The organism is Streptomyces sp. OR43 (genome assembly GCF_008042275.1).
GTDB lineage: Bacteria > Actinomycetota > Actinomycetes > Streptomycetales > Streptomycetaceae > Streptomyces.
In genome coordinates, this window is the sequence record NZ_RDBK01000008.1 from 660,213 (window position 1) to 680,280 (window position 20,068).

The window sequence follows — 20,068 nt, forward strand, 5'->3', positions numbered from 1 at the left end:
TGGGCTCGTCGGGCGGGCCGGGCTCATAGGACGGGCACGAATCAGCGGACGGGCGGGTCTCAGTGGGCGGCCGCGTCGAAGAGGGTGCGCATGGCATGGCGCAGTTCCGTCATGTCGCGCACCGGCTCGGGGAACTCGAAGCGGGCGTCGAAGCAGGGCCCGTTCCGCTCGAAGAAGCGGACCCGCAGTCCGAGACGGTCCAGCGCGACCGGCACGACGGAGGGCCGGCTCCCGGCCGCGGACCGGTCGCCGAGAAGTTCGCACAGCGTCCCCAGCCGTTCGCCGTGGGCCGCGTGCAGATGCTGCAGCAGCTCCGCCTCGTGGGCGGCGAGCGGGTCGGCGGCCGCGTCCCGCAGCTCCTCCGGCTCGACCGCCTCGGCGCCCCACAGGTCCTCGACGTGGGCCTCGCCCGTCTCCAGCCGCAGCAGCATCCTGCCGGGGCCCGCCATTCCGGGTACGGACGTGAGCCATCCGCAGACCCGGGCCCGGCCGCGGATGCGGTGCGGGACGGAGACGGGGGCGACGTCCGTGATCTCCAGCACGGCCGCCAGCTCGTCGTCCTGCGCGTGCGTCGCGGCCCGCACAGCCGGGGAATCAGCGGGGAATTCGAGGAAGAGATCGCCGTCCGGACCCACGGTCCTGGACAGCGGCATCAGCTGGTCCGAGCCCGCTGTCTCCAGCCCGGGGATGAGCAGCACCGCGGAGCAGGTACTCTGTACGAGAGTTCGTGTGCGCTCGGCTGCTGACGGCATCCGTGTGTTTTCAAGCCCGCTGGGACGCGGCTGACCACGATCAGATCGGCCTTCCGTCGTAGCAGCACCTTTGTGTGTGCTGCCGCTGTCTGTGCTGTCCGTGACGTGTGTGGTGTTCCCAGGGCGAGACATGCGATCTCCTTGAGTAAGGTGAGCCTAACCTAACCTACAACGGAGGTCTGGAGAACGTGCCTAATCAGTCGCGTCCCAAGGTCAAGAAGAGCCGCGCGCTCGGCATTGCGCTGACGCCGAAGGCCGTCAAGTACTTCGAGGCCCGCCCCTACCCGCCGGGCGAGCACGGCCGTGGCCGCAAGCAGAACTCGGACTACAAGGTCCGTCTGCTCGAGAAGCAGCGTCTGCGCGCCCAGTACGACATCAGCGAGCGCCAGATGGCGCGCGCCTACGACCGCGCCAAGAAGGCCGAAGGCAAGACGGGCGAGGCGCTGGTCGTCGAGCTCGAGCGCCGCCTCGACGCGCTGGTCCTGCGTTCCGGTATCGCCAAGACGATCTACCAGGCGCGCCAGATGGTCGTCCACGGCCACATCGAGGTCAACGGTGGCAAGGTCGACAAGCCGTCGTTCCGTGTCCGTCCGGACGACATCGTGATGGTCCGCGAGCGCAGCCGCGAGAAGTACCCCTTCCAGGTGGCCCGCGAGGGTGGTTACGACACCGACGGTGAGACCCCGCGCTACCTGCAGGTGAACCTGAAGGCCCTGGCCTTCCGCCTTGACCGGGACCCGAACCGCAAGGAAATCCCCGTGATCTGCGACGAGCAGCTCGTCGTCGAGTACTACGCCCGCTGATTCAGGCGTAGCCGCTCAACACCGGCGCTCAGGCCCGCCCCTCTCCGATCGGGGAGGCGGCGGGCTTTCGCGTTGTCCCGGCCGGGGACGGCGCCGGCGGCTGCGGCCGCCGCTCGCCGGGCCTGCCCGACAGGGCCCTGGCCACCACCGCGTCGATGCCCAGCCCGGCGCCCGCGCTCCGCTCCGACGCGTACAACGCCTCGCCCAGTTCATGGCGGGCCAGCTCCTCGCACCGGGCCCGGGGCCCGCCGTAGTGCGACGAGCCGAACAGCGGCAGCCCCACCGACGGCCAGATCCGGTCGGCGGCGCCCTGCAGCAGAGCCGCCTCCGCCGCGTCGCCCTCGACCACCGTCACGAGCGCCAGCAGCTCCAGCGTGAGCACGGTGCCCAGGCGGTCATGAAACGTGTGGCTGATGGCCAGCGACTCCCCGAGCAGCTCGCGGGCCCGGGCGGGGCGGCCCCGCTGGAGTGCCGCGAAGCCCAGGACGTACATCGCGTAGCTGAGCGCCCACCGCTCCCCGTGGTCCTCGCAGATCTCCCGTACCTCTTCGCAGATCACGGCCGCGCCGTCCAGATCGCCCTGGAACCCGACCGTCATGGCCAGTTCGATCTGGGCCATCAGCACGTTGCTGTTCAGTTCGCCGAGCTCCCGGTAGCGGCCGAGCGCCTCCTGCAGCAGTTCGTGCGCGCGCGCCATGTCGTCCGTGACCAGGGCCAGGCAGCCCGTGCGGTGCACCGCGTACGCCGATGCCACGGCGTCCCCCGCCCGATCCGCCTCCTCCCGGCACTCCGTCAGCGCGGAGATCGCGCCCACCGGATCGCCCTGGAGTACCGCGACGTACCCGAGCACCCACAGCGCCTTCAACCGTGAACTGTCGTACGGCGTCTCCTCCTCGCGTACGTGCTCCAGCCAGTGCCGGCCCTCCGAGAGGCGTCCGCAGCCGACCCACAGGAACCAGAGCGTGCCCGCCAGGTACTGGGCGAGGTGAGCTTCCTCGGGGCTCTCCAGCGAACATTCCATGGCCCGCCGCAGATTCGGCAGCTCGCTCTCCACCCGGGCGGCCACCTCCGCCTGCCGCGGGCTGAACCAGTCCAGCTCGCACCAGGTCGCCAGCCCCAGGAACCAGTCCCGGTGACGCCGGCGCAGCCGGTCCGTGTCCCCCGTGGCCGCGAGCCACTCGGCGCCGTACTCCCGCACCGTGTCCAGCATCCGGTACCGGGCGCCCACACCGGACTCCTCGCGCAGGACCACGGACTGCGCCAGCAGCCCGGACAGCACGTCCAGCACCGTGTCGGCCGGCAGATCGGGACCGCTGCAGATGTACTCGGCCGCCTCCAGGTCGAACTGTCCGGCGAAGACGGACAGCCGCGCCCACAACAGCCGCTGCTCGGGCGCGCAGAGCTCATGGCTCCAGCCGATGGCCGTACGGAGCGTCTGATGGCGGCCGAGCGCGCTGCGGCTGCCACCGGTCAGCAGCCGGAAACGGTCGTCCAGGCGCTGCAGCACCTGCTCCGTCGACAGCGCCCGCAGCCGGCCGGCGGCCAGTTCCAGCGCGAGCGGAATGCCGTCGAGGCGCCGGCACAGCTCCAGGGCGGTGCCCCGGCTGTGCTCGGACAGCCGGAAGTCGGGCTGCACCGCGGCGGCCCGCTCGGCGAAGAGCAGCAACGCGTCCTCGTCGCACATCGTCGCGAGCGGGTAGCCGCTCTCTCCATCGAGGTCCAGCGGCAGCCGGCCCGCGGCCAGTACCCGCAGCCCCGGTGCGCGGCGCAGCAGATCCCGTACCAACTCCGCACAGGCGTCGACCAGATGCTCGAAGCCGTCGATCACCAGCAGGAGCCGGCGCTCGGCACAGTGTTCGAGGAGTGTCGAGCGGGGCGGCCTGCTCGTGTGGTCCGTGAGGCCCAGCGCGTCGACCAGGGCGTGCTCCAGCAGCGCCACGTCGTGGACCGCCGACAGCTCCACCAGCCAGACGCCGTCGCAGTACCGTTTCTCCACGAGCGCCGCCACCCTGGTGACCAGCCGGGACTTGCCGACCCCGCCCACCCCGACGACGGTGACGAGCCGCGACTCCTCCAGCAGCCCGGCGACGTCGGCCACTTCTCTGTCGCGACCCACGAACCTGTTCAGCTCCGCCGGCAGATTGCCCGGGTGACGGGGCGTCGGAGCCCCGGGGGAGGCGGTCGGGGGGCCGGGATCGTCGGAGGACGGAAAGGGGCGCTGAGTGCGTCGCATGAAACACGCAGAGTACTGGCCCGAAAGCGCTCCGTACAATCTCGTTGCCGGAACTCCCGCCGGGCCGACCGGTCATGCGGTACAGGGCGCGAGCCCCGGCGCGATAGGCTCGGGGCACGGCGACCGGCCGCCGCGACGGCCCCGCCGAACAGCAGGAAACAAGACAGACAGACGACAAACCAGAGAGCGGTGCACTGTGTCCGGTGGTGAGGTGGCCGGGATCCTGGTGGCCGTCTTCTGGGCGATCCTGGTCTCGTTCCTCGCCGTCGTACTGGTGAGGCTCGCCCAGACGCTCAGGGCGACCACGAAACTCGTGGCGGACGTGACCGAACAGGCCGTCCCGCTGCTCGCCGACGCCTCCGCGACCGTACGTTCCGCGCAGACCCAGCTCGACAAGGTCGACGCGATCGCGACGGACGTCCAGGAAGTCACCTCCAACGCCTCGGCCCTCTCCACCACCGTCGCCTCCACGTTCGGCGGCCCGCTGGTCAAGGTCGCGGCGTTCGGCTACGGGGTCCGGCAGGCCATCGGCCGCAAGGCGAGCCCCGAACCGGAAGCGCGCTCGCGGCGCGCGGTGATCGTCGGCCGGACCGTGCCGTCCGCGCGCGCGAAGAAGCGCAACGGCAGAAACTCCCGCGGATCGAAGGACTGACGCAGCGATGTTCCGCCGTACGTTCTGGTTCACCGCCGGCGCAGCCGCCGGCGTCTGGGCCACCGCCAAGGTCAACCGGAAGATCAAGCAGCTGACCCCCGAGAGCCTCGCGGCGCAGGCCGCCGACAAGGCGCTCGTGGCCGGTCACAAGCTCAAGGACTTCGCCCTGGACGTCCGCGAGGGCATGGTCAGGCGCGAGGCCGAACTGGGCGAGGCGCTCGGGCTCGAAGCCCCCGTCGACCCCGATCTCCCCGTGCGGCGCCACTTCGCCGTCGAGGCGCCCGAGCCCGAGGCGCCCCGCAGACTTCCCCCCACGTCACGCACCTACAACTCGTACAACCGGAATGAGGACCACTGATGGAGTCGGCAGAAATCCGCCGCCGCTGGCTGAGCTTCTACGAGGAGCGCGGTCACACCGTCGTTCCTTCGGCGTCGCTCATCGCGGACGACCCGACTCTGCTGCTGGTCCCGGCCGGCATGGTGCCCTTCAAGCCGTACTTCCTCGGCGAGGTCAAGCCGCCCGCCCCGCGCGTCACCAGCGTGCAGAAGTGCGTCCGTACACCGGACATCGAAGAGGTCGGCAAGACCACCCGGCACGGCACGTTCTTCCAGATGTGCGGGAACTTCTCCTTCGGTGACTACTTCAAGGAAGGCGCCATCGAGTACGCCTGGGAGCTGCTGACCAGCTCCGTGGCGGACGGCGGCTTCGGTCTCGACCCCGAGCGGCTGTGGATCACGGTCTACCTCGACGACGACGAGGCCGAGCAGATCTGGCGCGACAAGATCGGCGTCCCGGCCGAGCGCATCCAGCGCCTCGGCAAGAAGGACAACTTCTGGTCCATGGGAGTCCCCGGCCCCTGCGGCCCCTGTTCCGAGATCAACTACGACCGCGGCCCCGAGTTCGGCGTCGAGGGCGGCCCGGCCGTCAACGACGAGCGGTACGTGGAGATCTGGAACCTGGTCTTCATGCAGTACGAGCGCGGCGCCGGCGACGGCAAGGACGACTTCCCGATCCTCGGCGACCTGCCCTCCAAGAACATCGACACCGGCCTCGGCCTCGAACGCCTCGCGATGATCCTGCAGGGCGTGCAGAACATGTACGAGACCGACACCCTGCGCGTCGTCATGGACAAGGCCACCGAGCTCACCGGGGTCCGCTACGGCTCCGCCGCCGGCACCGACGTCTCGCTGCGCGTGGTCGCCGACCACATCCGCACCTCCGTCATGCTCATCGGCGACGGCGTCACCCCCGGCAACGAGGGCCGCGGCTACGTGCTGCGCCGCATCATGCGCCGCGCGATCCGCAACATGCGGCTGATGGGCGCCACCGGATCGGTCGTGAACGAACTGGTCGACGTGGTGATCAACACGATGGGGCAGCAGTACCCCGAGCTGATCACCGACCGCAAGCGCATCGAGACCGTCGCGCTCGCCGAGGAGGCCGCCTTCCTCAAGGCACTCAAGGGCGGCACCAACATCCTGGAGACCGCCGTCACCGAGACCAAGGCCGCCGGCGGCCAGGTCCTCGCCGGTGACAAGGCGTTCCTGCTCCACGACACGTGGGGCTTCCCGATCGACCTCACCCTGGAGATGGCCGCGGAGCAGGGCCTGTCCGTGGACGAGGACGGCTTCCGCCGCCTCATGCAGGAGCAGCGGGACAAGGCCAAGGCCGACGCCCGGGCCAAGAAGACCGGTCACGCGGATCTCTCCGCCTACCGCGAGGTCGCCGACAACTCGGGCATCACCGAGTTCACCGGCTACCTCTCCACCGAGGGCGAGTCGACCATCGTCGGTCTCCTCGTCGACGGCGTCTCCTCGCCCGCCGCCTCCGAGGGCGACGAGGTCGAGGTCGTCCTCGACCGCACCCCGTTCTACGCCGAGGGCGGCGGCCAGCTCGCCGACCAGGGCCGGATCCGGCTCGACAACGGCGCCGTGATCCAGGTACGCGACGTGCAGCAGCCGGTTCCCGGCGTCTCCGTGCACAAGGGCTCGGTCCAGGTCGGCGAGGTGACGGTCGGCGCCTCCGCCTTCGCCGCCATCGACAACACCCGCCGGCGCGCCATCGCCCGCGCCCACAGCGCCACCCACCTCACGCACCAGGCGCTGCGCGACGCGCTCGGCCCGACGGCCGCCCAGGCCGGTTCGGAGAACTCCCCGGGCCGCTTCCGCTTCGACTTCGGTTCGCCCGCCGCCGTACCGGGCACGGTCCTCGTCGACGTCGAGCAGAAGATCAACGAGGTCCTCTCGCGGGAGCTCGACGTCCAGGCCGAGGTCATGTCGATCGACGAGGCCAAGAAGCAGGGCGCCATCGCCGAGTTCGGCGAGAAGTACGGCGAGCGGGTCCGTGTCGTGACCATCGGTGACTTCTCCAAGGAGCTGTGCGGCGGCACGCACGTCCACAACACCGCCCAGCTCGGCCTGGTGAAGCTGCTCGGCGAGTCGTCCATCGGCTCCGGTGTGCGCCGTATCGAGGCCCTCGTCGGCGTCGACGCGTACAACTTCCTCGCCAAGGAGCACACGGTCGTCGCCCAGCTCCAGGAGCTGGTCAAGGGCCGCCCCGAGGAGCTCCCGGAGAAGATCGCCTCCATGCTCGGCAAGCTGAAGGACGCCGAGAAGGAGATCGAGAAGTTCCGTGCGGAGAAGGTCCTGGCGGCCGCCGCCGGGCTGGTCGACTCCGCCAAGGACGTCCGGGGCGTCGCCCTGGTCACCGGTCAGGTGCCGGACGGCACCTCGGCCGACGACCTGCGCAAGCTCGTCCTCGACGTCCGTGGGCGCATCCAGGGCGGCCGGCCGGCCGTCGTCGCCCTGTTCACCACGGCCAACGGCCGCCCGCTCACCGTCATCGCCACCAACGAGGCCGCCCGTGAGCGCGGTCTCAAGGCCGGTGACCTGGTCCGTACGGCCGCCAAGACGCTCGGCGGCGGTGGCGGCGGCAAGCCGGACGTCGCCCAGGGCGGCGGCCAGAACCCGGACGCCATCGGTGACGCCGTCGCCGCTGTCGAACGCCTCGTCACCGAGACGGCGTGACGCCGGACATGACGATGCGCCGCGGTCGCCGGCTGGCGATCGACGTCGGGGACGCCCGCATCGGGGTCGCCTCGTGCGACCCCGACGGGATCCTTGCCACGCCGGTGGAGACCGTGCCGGGACGCGATGTCCCGGCCGCCCACCGGCGGCTCGGGCAGATCGTCGCGGAGTACGAGCCGATCGAGGTCATCGTCGGTCTGCCCCGCTCCCTGGGCGGCGGTGAAGGGCCGGCCGCGGCCAAGGTCCGCGCCTTCACCGAGGTGCTCGCCCGTGCGGTTGCACCCATTCCGGTGCGATTGGTGGACGAGAGGATGACCACAGTGACGGCCAGTCAAGGGCTGCGCGCATCGGGTGTGAAGTCCAAAAAAGGCCGATCCGTCATCGATCAGGCTGCCGCTGTGGTGATCCTCCAGAACGCTCTGGAGTCCGAACGGGCTTCGGGCAATCCACCCGGCGAGGGCGTCGAAGTGGTTGTCTGATCGCGATACGGTAACGTTCCGCGCGATGCGGCGGTGTTCGAACAAACACCGCACAGCAAAGAGACGGAACCTCGTCTCGCGGCTCAAGGGGATCGATGACTGAGTATGGCCGGGGCCCCGGCTCCGAACCGTGGCATCCCGAGGATCCCCTGTACGGGGACCAGGGATGGGGAGGCCAGCAGCCTGCCCACGGCCAGAGCCAGTACGGCGGCCAGCAGCCCGACCCATATGCCCAGCAGCAGCCGCAGGAGCCTTACGCGCAGCAGCCGCAGGACCCGTATGCCCAGCCGCAGGACCCGTACACGCAGCAGCATCAGGTCCCGTACGGCCAGCAGCAGGACCAGTACGCCCAGCCGCAGGACCCCTACGCCCAGCAGCACCAGTCGCAGTACCAGCAGCAGCCTTCGTACGGCACGCCGCAGGACCCGTACGCCCAGCAGCAGCCCTACAACGGTGGCTGGGACACCGGTCAGCAGCCCGCCGCTATGCCGTACGAGGGCCAGCCGGACCCCGCGTACGGCTACGGCCAGACCAACGACTACTACGGCACGCCTGAGGCCTACCCGCCGCCGCAGCCCCCGAACCGCCGCGAGGCCGAACCGGCCCCCGCGCAGAACCCGGACTGGGACCCCGAGGTCCAGCCGGAGGAGACCCACCCGTTCTTCACGGGGGCGGACGACGGCAAGGCCAAGGACGACGACTACGACGAGGACGACCCACGCGAGTCCCGTCGCGGCGACAGCGGCGGCGAGCGCCGCGGCAAGGGCAAGAAGAAGAAGGGCCGCAGCGGCTGCGCCTGCCTGGTCGTCTCCCTCGTCCTGGCCGGCGGCCTCGGCGGAGTGGGCTACTTCGGCTACTCCTTCTACAAGGACAAGTTCGGCTCGGCGCCCGACTACGCGGGCAGCGGCTCGGGGTCGGTCGAGGTGGAGATCCCGAAGGGCGCGTACGGGTACGACATCGGCAACATCCTGAAGAAGGCCGGCGTCGTCAAGAGCGTCGACGCGTTCGTCTCCGCGCAGAACGAGAACCCCAAGGGCAAGTCGATCCAGGCCGGGGTCTATCTCCTCCACGAGGAGATGTCGGCGTCCGAGGCCGTGAAGATGATGGTCGACCCGAAGAGCCAGAACCTTCTGGTGATTCCGGAGGGCACGCGCAATGTGGCCGTCTACGCGATGGTCGACAAGAAGCTCGGTCTCAAGAAGGGCACGACCCAGGGCGTCGCGAAGTCCAAGAAGTCGGATCTGGGCCTGCCCGACTGGGCAAGCAAGAACAAGGACATCAAGGACCCGCTGGAAGGATTCCTCTATCCGGCCGCGTATCCGGTGACGAAGGAGACCAAGCCGGAGGCCATTCTCGAGAAGATGGTCTCCAGGTCCAACGAGGAGTACAAGGACCTCGGCCTCGAAGCGGCTGCCAAGAAGTACAAGCTGGACGGCCCGTGGCAGGTGCTCACCGTGGCCAGCCTGGTCCAGGCGGAAGGGCTCACGCACGACGACTTCCGGAAGATGGCGGAGGTGGTCTACAACCGGCTGAAGCCCGACAACGTGGCGACCAACCGCAAGCTCGAATTCGACTCGGCGTTCAATTACCTCAAGAACCAGAGCGAGATCAAGATCAGGTCGAACGAGATCCGGACGAACCCGGACCCGTACAACACCTACTATCACGCCGGTCTGCCGCCCGGGCCCATCGGCAACCCCGGGGACGAAGCCCTGCGCGCGACGATCAGTCCCACTGCCAGTGGGTGGATGTTCTTCATCTCGCTCGACGGCAAGAAGACCCAGTTCACCAAGACGGTGGCCGAGCACGAGAAACTCAACGAGAAGTTCAAGGAACTGCATGACCTCGACTGACGGGCGTCAGCGGGCAGCCGTCCTCGGCTCGCCCATCGCCCACTCGCTCTCCCCGGCCCTCCACCGGGCCGCGTACACCGAACTGGGCCTCGACACCTGGTCATACGACCGGTTCGACGTGGGCGAGGCGGCGCTCCCCGGCTTCGTCGAAGGTCTGGACGGCTCTTGGGCGGGGCTCTCCCTCACCATGCCGCTGAAGCGGGCGATCATTCCGCTGCTGGACGAGATCAGCGAAACCGCTGCCACGGTTGAGGCTGTGAACACGGTGGTCTTCACCGAGGACGGTCGATGCGTCGGTGACAACACCGACATCCCCGGCATGATCGCCGCCCTGCGCGAGCGCGGTGTCGAGAAGACCGAATCCGCCGCCGTCCTCGGCGCAGGCGCCACGGCCTCGTCCGCTCTCGCCGCGCTCTCGCAGATCTGCACGGGGCCGGTCACGGCCTATGTCCGCAGCCGGGAGCGCGGTGTCGAGATGCGCGGCTGGGGCGAGCGACTCGGGGTCGAGGTGCACATCGCCGACTGGGCCGAGGCCGAGCAGGCGCTGCACGCCCCGCTGATCATCGCGACCACCCCGGCCGGTGCCACGGACGGGCTGACGGTCGCCGTACCCGAGCGTCCCGGCACACTGTTCGACGTGCTGTACGAGCCCTGGCCCACCGGGCTCGCCTCCGCCTGGACGAGTCGCGGGGGCGCAGTCGTCGGAGGTCTTGACCTCCTGGTCCACCAGGCCGTCCTCCAAGTCGAACAGATGACGGGCCGTTCGCCCGCGCCGCTTGCCGCCATGCGCCGGGCCGGCGAAGAGGCCCTCGCCGCCCGCTGACCGCATGCCCGGCCCGGCCGGTCCGTCCGTCTGCTGGACCGGCGGCGGGCCGGAGCGGCCGGGCGTGGGAGGATCGAGGGCGGCGGGCCAGGGCCGCGCACCCGGTCGCGCCGTTGCAGTTAACAGGCGCGAGCATGAGGAGCACCGTTGAGCAGGTTGCGCTGGCTGACCGCCGGAGAGTCGCACGGCCCCGCACTGGTGGCGACGCTGGAGGGTCTTCCCGCCGGTATCCCCGTCACCACGGAGATGGTGGCCGACGCGCTCGCCAGGCGACGGCTCGGATACGGGCGCGGCGCCCGGATGAAGTTCGAGAAGGACGAGGTCACCTTCCTCGGCGGGGTCCGGCACGGCCTGACCATGGGCTCGCCCGTCGCCGTGATGGTGGGCAACACCGAGTGGCCCAAGTGGGAACAGGTCATGTCGGCCGATCCGGTCGACCCCGAGGTACTGGCCGCCCAGGCCCGTAACGCCCCGCTGACCCGCCCCCGGCCCGGCCACGCCGACCTCGCCGGCATGCAGAAGTACGGCTTCGACGAGGCCCGGCCGATCCTGGAGCGCGCCAGCGCCCGGGAGACCGCGGCCCGCGTCGCCCTCGGCGCCGTCGCCCGGTCGTACCTCAAGGAGACGGCCGGCATCGAGATCGTCAGCCACGTGGTGGAGCTCGCTGCGGCCAAGGCGCCGTACGGCGTCTACCCGGTGCCCGCCGACGTCGAGAAGCTGGACGCCGACCCGGTGCGCTGCCTCGACGCCACCGCGAGCAAGCAGATGGTCGCCGAGATCGACCAGGCCCACAAGGACGGCGACACGCTCGGCGGCGTCGTCGAGGTGCTGGCGTACGGAGTGCCCGTCGGCCTCGGTTCGCACGTGCACTGGGACCGGCGGCTCGACGCCCGCCTCGCCGCCGCGCTCATGGGTATCCAGGCCATCAAGGGAGTCGAGGTCGGCGACGGCTTCGACCTCGCCCGGGTGCCCGGTTCGCAGGCGCACGACGAGATCCTGGTGACCGACGACGGGATCAGGCGCGCCTCCGGCCGTTCCGGCGGGACCGAGGGCGGACTGACCACCGGCGAGCTGCTGCGCGTCCGCGCCGCGATGAAGCCGATCGCGACCGTGCCGCGCGCGCTCGCCACCGTCGATGTGCAGACCGGTGAGCCGGCCAAGGCCCACCACCAGCGCTCCGATGTCTGTGCCGTTCCGGCCGCCGGCATCGTCGCCGAGGCGATGGTCGCACTCGTCCTCGCCGACGCCGTCGCGGAGAAGTTCGGCGGCGACAGCGTCGCCGAGACGCACCGCAACGTCCAGTCGTACCTCGACAACCTCCAGATCCGATGAGCGCTCCGACAGGCGATTCGATGAGCGATCCGACGCGCGGTCCGCTGATCGTCCTGGTCGGGCCGATGGGCGTCGGCAAGTCCACGGTCGGCGAGCTGCTCGCCGACCGGCTGGGCACCGGCTACCGGGACACCGACGCCGATGTCGTCGCGCAGGCCGGCAAGCCCATCTCGGAGATCTTCTACGACGAGGGCGAGGAGCACTTCCGCGCGCTGGAGCGGCAGGCCGTCCGGGCCGCGGTCGCCGAGCACGGGGGAGTCCTCTCGCTCGGCGGCGGTGCCGTCCTCGACGAGGCGACGCGTGCCCTGCTCGCCGGCCATGCCGTCGTCTACCTCTCGATGGACGTCGACGAGGCGGTGAAGCGGGTCGGGCTCAACACCGCGCGCCCGCTGCTCGCCGTGAACCCGCGCCGGCAGTGGCGCGAGCTCATGGAGGCCCGCCGCCACCTCTACACGGAGGTGGCCCGCGCGGTCGTCGCGACCGACGAGCGCACACCGGAAGAGGTCGCCCAGGCGGTCCTCGACGCACTGGAGCTGCCGGACGCACCGTCCGGCCGGGAGAGAACAACGATGACCGAGCAGGCCCCCACCCGCATCCAGATCGCCGGCAGCGCGGGCACCGACCCGTACGAGGTGCTGATCGGCCGGCAACTCCTCGCGGAGCTGCCCGCGCTCATCGGTGAGCGCGCCCAGCGCGTCGCGGTCCTGCACCCGGAGGCGCTCGCCGAGACCGGCGAGGCGGTCCGCCAGGACCTCGCGGACCAGGGCTACGAGGCCATCGCGATCCAGCTGCCCAACGCCGAGGAGGCCAAGACCGTCGAGGTCGCCGCCTACTGCTGGAAGGCGCTCGGCCAGACCGGCTTCACCCGTACCGACGTCATCGTCGGCATCGGCGGCGGCGCGACCACGGACGTCGCCGGCTTCGTCGCCGCCTCCTGGCTGCGCGGGGTGCGCTGGATCGCCGTACCCACGACCGTGCTCGGCATGGTCGACGCGGCCGTCGGCGGGAAGACCGGCATCAACACCGCCGAGGGCAAGAACCTCGTCGGTGCCTTCCACCCGCCGGCCGGTGTGCTCTGCGACCTGGCCGCGCTGGACTCGCTGCCGGTCAACGACTACGTCTCCGGCATGGCGGAGATCATCAAGGCCGGCTTCATCGCCGACCCGGTGATCCTCGACCTCGTCGAGGAGGACCCGCAGGGCGCGCGTTCGCCGCAGGGGCCGCACACCGCCGAGCTCATCGAGCGGGCCATCCGGGTCAAGGCGGAGGTCGTCTCCAGCGACCTCAAGGAGTCCGGGCTCCGGGAGATCCTCAACTACGGGCACACGCTGGCCCACGCGATCGAGAAGAACGAACGCTACAAGTGGCGCCACGGCGCGGCCGTCTCGGTCGGTATGGTCTTCGCCGCCGAACTCGGCCGCCTCGCCGGACGCCTGGATGACGCCACCGCCGACCGGCACCGCACCGTCCTGGAGTCCGTCGGACTGCCGCTCACCTACCGCGGCGACCAGTGGCCCAAGCTGCTGGAGAACATGAAGGTCGACAAGAAGTCCCGCGGCAACCTGCTGCGCTTCATCGTCCTGGACGGCCTCGGCAAGCCGGCCGTTCTGGAGGGCCCCGACCCGGCCGTGCTGCTGGCGGCGTACGGCGAGGTCTCGGCGTGACCCGCCGGGTGTTCGTCCTCAACGGGCCCAACCTCGGCCGGCTCGGCTCCCGGGAGCCCGACGTCTACGGAGCCACTTCGTACGCCGGCCTCGTCGACACCTGCCGCACCCTCGGCAAGGAGCTCGGCTTCGACGTCGACGTCCGCGAGACGAACGACGAGGGCGAGCTGATCCGCTGGCTGCACGAGGCAGCGGACGGTTCAATTCCGGTCGTTCTCAACCCGGGCGCCTTCACCCACTATTCGTACGGGATGCGGGACGCGGCGGCCCAGCGCACCGCGCCGCTGATCGAGGTGCACATCTCGAACCCGTACGCGCGTGAGGAATTCCGCCATCACTCCGTGGTCGCGCCCGTGGCCACCGGGACCGTGGCCGGATTCGGTATCGGCTCCTACCGGCTCGCCCTGCGCGCGCTGGCGGACGAGCTGACGGACTGACGCACCTGCGCACCGGAAGGCAGGCTGGCCGACGGGGCACTGTGGACCCTCCCCGGCCGTTGCCTCCATGGCGGCCGGGGAAGGTACGGTTGCCGTTCCACCAGCGCCAGTTGCCTGTACGAGACGGAGTGCCACCGGATGCAGCACGCAGTGGGGGCCCCGCTGCCGCCGCCCCAGGGACCCGGAAACGGGCCCGTCGGCTGGTCGCACCAGGCCSAGCACCCCGGCCACGGTCCCGGTGGCCACGGGCGCGACCACGGAGTGATGGCGGAATTCCTCACGCGCGTACGGGTTCGAGATGTGCACCTCGATCAGCGGCGCGGTGCGCTGGGCCGCCGCGTCCCGCATCCCGTACGAATAGTGGGTGAAGGCGCCCGGGTTGAGAACGACCGGAATTGAACCGTCCGCTGCCGCCCCCGCCCCGGTCTCCAGGGAGACCACCGGGCACATCCAGCTGCCGCCCGGCGGACCCGTGGCGCTGCCCGTGCCGCCCGCCGGGCCCGGCACCGGCACCGCGACCCTCGCCGTCCTCCTGATCGGCCCGGCAGGCGCCGGGAAGACCACGGTGGCCAAGCTCTGGGCCGCCCGCCGCCGCGTCCCCACCGCCCACGTCAGCCTCGACGACGTCCGTGAGTGGGTCTGCTCCGGCTTCGCCGACCCGCAGGCGGGGTGGAACGACCAGTCCGAGGCCCAGTACCGGCTGGCCCGCCGCACCTGCGGCTTCGCGGCCCGCAACTTCCTCGCCAACGGCATCTCCTGCATCCTCGACGACGCGGTCTTCCCGGACCGCCCCGTCGTCGGCCTCGGCGGCTGGAAGCGCCACGTCGGCCCCGGGCTGCTCCCCGTCGTCCTCCTGCCCGGCCTGGAGGTCGTCCTGGAGCGCAACGCCGCCCGCAGCGGCAACCGCCGCCTCTCCGACGAGGAGGTCGCCCGGATCCACGGCCGGATGGCCGGCTGGTACGGCTCCGGCCTGCCGATCATCGACAACTCCACGTACGACGTGGAGACCACCGCCCGCGTCCTGGACGACATACTCGCCCGCTCCCTGGCGAGCCCTCCGGCCTGGTGAACCGGTAGTGGCCCACCCGGCCGACGGCCCGGCTGACGGCCGGGCGCCGACGGCCGGGCGTTGAGGGCGGGCGCTGAGGGCCGGGCGCTGAGGGGCTGAGGGCCGGGCGCCCCCCGGTCGGGTGCGCTGACCGCGCGGGCCCGGGCCCGCGCTCGTACGCTCGATGCATGTCAGAGGTGTACGCCGTCCGCCGCGGGCTGCTCCGCGACCGGTGCGCCGCAGTCGGATCCGCGGCCGCCCTGGTCTCCCGCCCCGCCAACGTCCGCTACCTGGCGGGCGGTGCGCCCCCGGGGGCCGTGCTGCTGCTCGGCCCCGACGAGGACGTCCTGCTCTGCCCCCGCCCCCCGACCGGTGATCCGGCCGACGGGCGCACCGACGAACAGCTGCGGGTCGACCTCCTGTCGATGACCGGAGGCGATCCCGTGGTAGCGGCCGCCGGTCTGGCGACCGTGGGCGGGGCCGAGTCCCTGGCCGTCGAGGAGCACGATCTGACCGTCGCCCGGCACCGGGCCATGGCCTCGGTCGCCCCGAAGCTCCGGCTGGCCGACCTCGGCGCCAACGTCGAGCAGCTGCGCATCGTCAAGGACGAGGAGGAGATCGGCTGCCTGCGGATCGCCGCCGAGATCACCGACCAGGCACTCGGTGAACTTCTCGAATCGATCCTCGTCGGCCGCACGGAGCGGCATCTCGCGCTCGAACTGGAACGCCGGCTGGTGGACCACGGAGCCGACGGGCCCGCCTTCGCGACATCCGTCGCCACCGGCCCCCACTCCGGCCGGGGCCGTCACCGGCCCTCTGACCGACGGGTCGAGGAAGGAGATTTTCTCTCCGTCTGCCTCGGCGCCAACTATCGCGGCTACCGGGTCGAGATCGGCCGCACCTTCGTCATCGGAACGGCTCCTGCCGACTGGCAGATCGAGCTCTACGACCTGGTTTTCGCCGCTCAGCGGGCCGGACGCGAGGCTCTCGTGCCCGGCGCCGCCTACCGTGACGTGGACCGTGCGGCCCGCCAGGTACTGGACTCCGCGGGGCACGGTGAGGGCCTCGCACCCTGGACCGGACATGGGGTGGGGCTCGAAATCGACGAGGACCCGCAGCTGGCACCCGCTGCCATGGGTAAACTGGACGCTTGTGTGCCGGTCACCGTCGAACCGGGGGTCCACCTCCCGGGCCGGGGCGGAGTCCGGATCGATGACACGCTCGTCGTGCGCCCCGAGGCGGACGGCGGACCCGAGCTACTCACCATTACGACCAAGGAGCTGCTCGCGCTCTAGGGAACTCCTCGCGGAGGCTCCGGCGCGCATCCTTGGCCGTTCCACCAGCTTCAGTCCAGGAGATTCCGCAACCGTGGCTTCCACGAACGACCTCAAGAACGGCCTGGTGCTCAAGCTCGACGGAGGCCAGCTCTGGTCCGTCGTCGAGTTCCAGCACGTCAAGCCCGGCAAGGGCCCGGCCTTCGTGCGCACCAAGCTCAAGAACGTGCTGTCCGGCAAGGTCGTCGACAAGACGTTCAACGCCGGCGTGAAGGTCGAGACGGCCACCATTGACCGGCGCGACATGCAGTTCTCGTACATGGACGGCGAGTACTTCGTCTTCATGGACATGGACACGTACGACCAGCTGATGGTCGACCGCAAGTCCGTCGGTGACGCCGCCAACTTCCTGATCGAGGGCTTCACCGCCTCCGTCGCCCAGCACGAGGGCGAGGTGCTCTACGTCGAGCTGCCGGCCGCCGTCGAGCTGACCATCCAGCACACGGACCCGGGCGTCCAGGGCGACCGGTCCACCGGTGGCACCAAGCCCGCCACGCTGGAGACCGGCTACGAGATCGGCGTCCCGCTCTTCATCACCACCGGTGAGAAGATCAAGGTCGACACCCGCTCGGGCGATTACCTCGGCCGGGTGAACAGCTAACCGTGGCTGCCCGGAACACGGCCCGCAAGCGAGCCTTCCAGATCCTCTTCGAGGCCGACCAGCGCGGTGAGTCCGTGCAGACGGTCCTCGCGGACTGGGTCCGGCACTCGCGGTCCGACACCCGTCAGCCGCCGGTCACCGAGTACACGATGGAGCTCGTCGAGGGGTACGCGCAGTACGCGGACCGCATCGACGACCTCATCGTCACCTACGCCGTGGACTGGGAGATCGACCGCATGCCGGTCGTCGACCGGAACATCCTGCGGCTCGGTGCGTACGAGCTGATCTGGGTGGACGCGACACCCGACGCGGTGGTGATCGACGAGGCGGTGCAGATCGCCAAGGAGTTCTCCACCGATGACTCCCCGTCCTTCGTGAACGGCCTGCTGGCCCGCTTCAAGGACCTCAAGCCGAACCTGCGCCGGGAGCAGTAGCCCCCGGCGGCGTTCTGCCGACGAAGGGCCCACGGTCGCGAGACCGTGGGCCCTTCGGCATGTCCGGGACGCCCGGTGCGGGCTGCCCGGAAAACGGAAACGCCGGGTCCGGCGGGTGCCCGGAAAGGGCCCCGCCGACCCGGCGGTACGTTTCTGCTGGGGTGGTCAGCCCTCGTCGTGAGCGACCGCGCGGCGCGCGTCGGCGTCCAGGACACCCCAGCTGATCAGCTGCTCCGTGAGCACGGACGGCGACTGGTCGTAGATCACGGCCAGCGTGCGCAGGTCGTCCTGGCGGATCGAGAGCACCTTGCCGTTGTAGTCGCCGCGCTGGCTCTGGATCGTCGCCGCGTAACGCTGCAGGGGTCCGGCCTTCTCCGGCGGGACGTGGGCGAGGCGCTCGAGCTGGAGCACGAGCTTCGGCGGCGGCTCGGCGGCCCCGCCGGGCGTCGTGCCGGGCAGGAGCTCCTGCACCGGGACCCCGTAGAAGTCCGCCAGCTCGGCCAGGCGCTGCACGGTCACGGCACGGTCGCCGCGCTCGTACGAGCCGACGACGACGGCCTTCCAGCGGCCCTGCGACTTCTCCTCCACGCCGTGGAGGGAGAGGCCCTGCTGGGTGCGGATGGCGCGGAGCTTGGCCCCGAGCTGTTTTGCGTATTCGCTGGACATAAGGCTCCCCGGACGCTGGAACATTGTGCGGCTCCGCCGCGTGGCTGGTAACTCACTGTGAGGTTACGCAGCGTTACTTGGGTGCGTCAAGCTGAATGGTCCGGACCGGCACCTCCCGGGGGTGGGGCAAGGGCCCTGCTCAGGCCCTGGTAACGTGGATGACGCAATTTCGACGTCCTTTAAGATCCGTCCAGTGAGGCGGAGAAGGAGGTCCGTTTCTTATGGACGCACAGCACGACGCCACCGGCAATGCGGCACGCCCCGTTCTCGAGGCTCCCGACATCGCCCGAGTACTGACCCGCATCGCCCACGAGATCGTCGAACGCGCCAAGGGCGCCGACGACGTGGTGCTCCTCGGCATCCCGACCCGGGGCGTCTTCCTCGCCCGCAGGCTGGCCGACAAGCTCGAAGAGATCACCGGCCGGAAGATGCCGGTCGGATCGCTCGACATCACGATGTACCGCGACGACCTGCGGATGCGCCCCGCGCGCGCCCTGGCCCGCACCGAGATCCCCGGCGAGGGCATCGAGGGCCGTCTGGTGGTCCTCGTCGACGACGTCCTCTTCTCCGGCCGTACGATCCGCGCCGCACTCGACGCGCTCGGCGACATCGGCCGGCCCCGTGCGGTGCAGCTCGCGGTCCTCGTCGACCGCGGACACCGCGAACTCCCGATCCGTGCCGACTACGTCGGCAAGAACCTCCCCACGTCGCTGCGGGAGACGGTCAAGGTCCAGCTCGCCGAGGAGGACGGCCGCGACGCCGTGCTGCTCGGGGTCGAGCAGGCCGCCCCGGCGGTCGAGCGCTAGCTGCCCTCCCGTACGGCCCACCTGCCGTACGGCGGCTTCCGCACGCCCGCACGCCTGAACCCTCCAGCCACCCGGAGAACACCCAGATGAAGCGCCACCTCATCTCGGCCGCCGACCTCACCCGCGACGACGCCGTCCTGATCCTCGACACCGCCGAGGAGATGGCCAGGGTCGCGGACCGGCCGATCAAGAAGCTCCCGACCCTGCGCGGCCGTACCGTCGTCAACCTCTTCTTCGAGGACTCGACGCGTACCCGCATCTCCTTCGAGGCGGCCGCCAAGCGGCTGTCCGCCGATGTCATCAACTTCTCCGCCAAGGGCTCCTCGGTCTCCAAGGGCGAGTCCCTCAAGGACACCGCGCTGACCCTGGAGGCGATGGGCGCCGACGCCGTCGTCATCCGGCACGGCGCCTCCGGCGCCCCGTACCGTCTGGCCACCTCGGGCTGGATCGACGGCGCGGTCGTCAACGCGGGCGACGGGACGCACGAGCACCCCACCCAGGCCCTCCTGGACGCCTTCACCATGCGCCGCAGGCTGGTCGGGCCCGACACCGGGCTCGGCAAGGACCTCGACGGCCGCCGGATCACGATCGTCGGCGACATCCTGCACAGCCGCGTCGCCCGCTCCAACGTCCACCTGCTGACCACCCTCGGCGCCCACGTCACCCTGGTGGCCCCGCCCACCCTGGTCCCCGTCGGCGTCGAGCAGTGGCCCTGCGACATCAGTTACAGCCTCGACGAGGTGCTGCCGAAGTCGGACGCTGTGATGATGCTTCGTGTGCAGCGTGAGCGGATGAACGCCGCGTACTTCCCGACCGAGCGCGAGTACTCCCGCCGCTACGGCCTGGACGGCGAGCGGATGGCGAAGATGCCCGAGCACGCCATCGTGATGCACCCCGGCCCGATGGTCCGCGGCATGGAGATCACGGCGGAGGTGGCCGACTCCGACCGGTGCACGGTCGTCGAGCAGGTCGCCAACGGCGTCTCGATCCGCATGGCCGTGCTCTACCTGCTGCTCGGCGGCTCCGAGCCCGCCGCCCCGACCTCCCACCCGTCACCCGCCGCCACCCTTGACCGAAGCGCTGCGCGCCCTACTGTTCCCGCCCGTACCGAGGAGAACAAGTAA

General features: G+C 70.6%; 18 protein-coding genes and 3 pseudogenes. 17 read left to right on the plus strand and 4 right to left on the minus strand.

The window, feature by feature from the left end; genetic code table 11:
- Nucleotides 1-59 precede the first annotated feature (59 nt).
- Nucleotides 60-752: a DUF2470 domain-containing protein gene (locus EAO72_RS07015; RefSeq protein ID WP_148016303.1), complete on the minus strand. Its 693-nt coding sequence runs from the start codon at nt 750-752 to the stop codon at nt 60-62.
- A gap of 188 nt (nt 753-940) precedes the next feature.
- On the opposite strand from EAO72_RS07015, the gene rpsD reads away from it, so the two are divergent.
- Entirely contained in the window at nt 941-1,555 is a 615-nt protein-coding gene (gene rpsD / locus EAO72_RS07020) for a 30S ribosomal protein S4 (protein WP_136327444.1), read from the plus strand.
- Between the two features lie 15 nt (nt 1,556-1,570).
- On the opposite strand, the pseudogene EAO72_RS07025 reads toward rpsD, so the two are convergent.
- Nucleotides 1,571-3,788 (minus strand): annotated as a pseudogene (locus EAO72_RS07025) (ATP-binding protein).
- 211 nt (nt 3,789-3,999) lie between these two features.
- Here EAO72_RS07025 and EAO72_RS07030 point away from each other — a divergent pair.
- The 10 genes and pseudogenes from EAO72_RS07030 to EAO72_RS42860 form a co-directional block, all read left to right on the plus strand.
- A complete protein-coding gene (locus tag EAO72_RS07030; protein ID WP_148016463.1) occupies nt 4,000-4,440 on the plus strand; it encodes a DUF948 domain-containing protein in 441 nt (146 codons plus the stop codon).
- Nucleotides 4,441-4,447: 7 nt separating this feature from the next.
- Nucleotides 4,448-4,798 carry a DUF6167 family protein gene (locus EAO72_RS07035; RefSeq protein WP_148016305.1) on the plus strand — a complete coding sequence of 117 codons (351 nt, stop codon included), beginning with the start codon at nt 4,448-4,450 and terminating at the stop codon, nt 4,796-4,798.
- Nucleotides 4,798-7,467 (plus strand): alanine--tRNA ligase, encoded by a 2,670-nt coding sequence (gene alaS / locus EAO72_RS07040; RefSeq protein WP_148016306.1) that lies wholly within the window; start codon nt 4,798-4,800, stop codon nt 7,465-7,467. The genes EAO72_RS07035 and alaS overlap by 1 nt, the downstream gene beginning before the upstream one ends.
- A gap of 14 nt (nt 7,468-7,481) precedes the next feature.
- Entirely contained in the window at nt 7,482-7,946 is a 465-nt protein-coding gene (gene ruvX / locus EAO72_RS07045; RefSeq protein ID WP_399265229.1) for a Holliday junction resolvase RuvX, read from the plus strand.
- 95 nt (nt 7,947-8,041) lie between these two features.
- Nucleotides 8,042-9,799, plus strand: a complete 1,758-nt coding sequence (mltG, locus tag EAO72_RS07050; RefSeq protein WP_148016308.1) for an endolytic transglycosylase MltG — start codon at nt 8,042-8,044, stop codon at nt 9,797-9,799.
- A complete protein-coding gene (locus EAO72_RS07055; RefSeq protein WP_148016309.1) occupies nt 9,786-10,622 on the plus strand; it encodes a shikimate dehydrogenase in 837 nt (278 codons plus the stop codon). The genes mltG and EAO72_RS07055 overlap by 14 nt, the downstream gene beginning before the upstream one ends.
- Before the next feature lie 147 nt (nt 10,623-10,769).
- Nucleotides 10,770-11,954 carry a chorismate synthase gene (gene aroC / locus EAO72_RS07060; protein ID WP_148016310.1) on the plus strand — a complete coding sequence of 395 codons (1,185 nt, stop codon included), beginning with the start codon at nt 10,770-10,772 and terminating at the stop codon, nt 11,952-11,954.
- 20 nt (nt 11,955-11,974) lie between these two features.
- Nucleotides 11,975-13,618, plus strand: a complete 1,644-nt coding sequence (gene aroB / locus EAO72_RS07065) for a 3-dehydroquinate synthase (RefSeq protein ID WP_148016311.1) — start codon at nt 11,975-11,977, stop codon at nt 13,616-13,618.
- Nucleotides 13,615-14,055 carry a type II 3-dehydroquinate dehydratase gene (gene aroQ / locus EAO72_RS07070; protein ID WP_136327435.1) on the plus strand — a complete coding sequence of 147 codons (441 nt, stop codon included), beginning with the start codon at nt 13,615-13,617 and terminating at the stop codon, nt 14,053-14,055. The genes aroB and aroQ overlap by 4 nt, the downstream gene beginning before the upstream one ends.
- Nucleotides 14,056-14,193: 138 nt before the next feature.
- A pseudogene (locus tag EAO72_RS42860) lies at nt 14,194-14,250 on the plus strand (hypothetical protein); the annotation flags it as partial.
- A 27-nt stretch (nt 14,251-14,277) separates the two neighbouring features.
- On the opposite strand, the pseudogene EAO72_RS07075 reads toward EAO72_RS42860, so the two are convergent.
- Nucleotides 14,278-14,466 (minus strand): annotated as a pseudogene (locus tag EAO72_RS07075) (type II 3-dehydroquinate dehydratase); the annotation flags it as partial.
- On the opposite strand from EAO72_RS07075, the gene EAO72_RS07080 reads away from it, so the two are divergent.
- The 4 genes from EAO72_RS07080 (at nt 14,435) to nusB (ending at nt 17,472) form a co-directional block, all read left to right on the plus strand.
- Nucleotides 14,435-15,124 (plus strand): ATP-binding protein, encoded by a 690-nt coding sequence (locus EAO72_RS07080; RefSeq protein WP_261991345.1) that lies wholly within the window; start codon nt 14,435-14,437, stop codon nt 15,122-15,124. The pseudogene EAO72_RS07075 and the gene EAO72_RS07080 sit on opposite strands and share 32 nt — an antisense overlap.
- Before the next feature lie 167 nt (nt 15,125-15,291).
- Entirely contained in the window at nt 15,292-16,398 is a 1,107-nt protein-coding gene (locus EAO72_RS07085) for an aminopeptidase P family protein (RefSeq protein WP_148016312.1), read from the plus strand.
- Between the two features lie 73 nt (nt 16,399-16,471).
- On the plus strand, nt 16,472-17,038 hold the full coding sequence (efp, locus tag EAO72_RS07090) for an elongation factor P (protein ID WP_014157376.1): 567 nt from the start codon (nt 16,472-16,474) through the stop codon (nt 17,036-17,038).
- Nucleotides 17,039-17,040: 2 nt separating this feature from the next.
- Nucleotides 17,041-17,472, plus strand: a complete 432-nt coding sequence (gene nusB / locus EAO72_RS07095) for a transcription antitermination factor NusB (protein ID WP_024490948.1) — start codon at nt 17,041-17,043, stop codon at nt 17,470-17,472.
- A 165-nt stretch (nt 17,473-17,637) separates the two neighbouring features.
- On the opposite strand, the gene bldD is transcribed toward nusB, so the two are convergent.
- Nucleotides 17,638-18,138 (minus strand): transcriptional regulator BldD, encoded by a 501-nt coding sequence (gene bldD / locus EAO72_RS07100; RefSeq protein WP_018103903.1) that lies wholly within the window; start codon nt 18,136-18,138, stop codon nt 17,638-17,640.
- A 221-nt stretch (nt 18,139-18,359) separates the two neighbouring features.
- On the opposite strand from bldD, the gene pyrR reads away from it, so the two are divergent.
- Both pyrR and EAO72_RS07110 read left to right on the plus strand, forming a co-directional pair.
- Nucleotides 18,360-18,944, plus strand: a complete 585-nt coding sequence (gene pyrR / locus EAO72_RS07105; protein WP_148016313.1) for a bifunctional pyr operon transcriptional regulator/uracil phosphoribosyltransferase PyrR — start codon at nt 18,360-18,362, stop codon at nt 18,942-18,944.
- Nucleotides 18,945-19,030: 86 nt separating this feature from the next.
- Entirely contained in the window at nt 19,031-20,068 is a 1,038-nt protein-coding gene (locus tag EAO72_RS07110) for an aspartate carbamoyltransferase catalytic subunit (protein ID WP_148016314.1), read from the plus strand.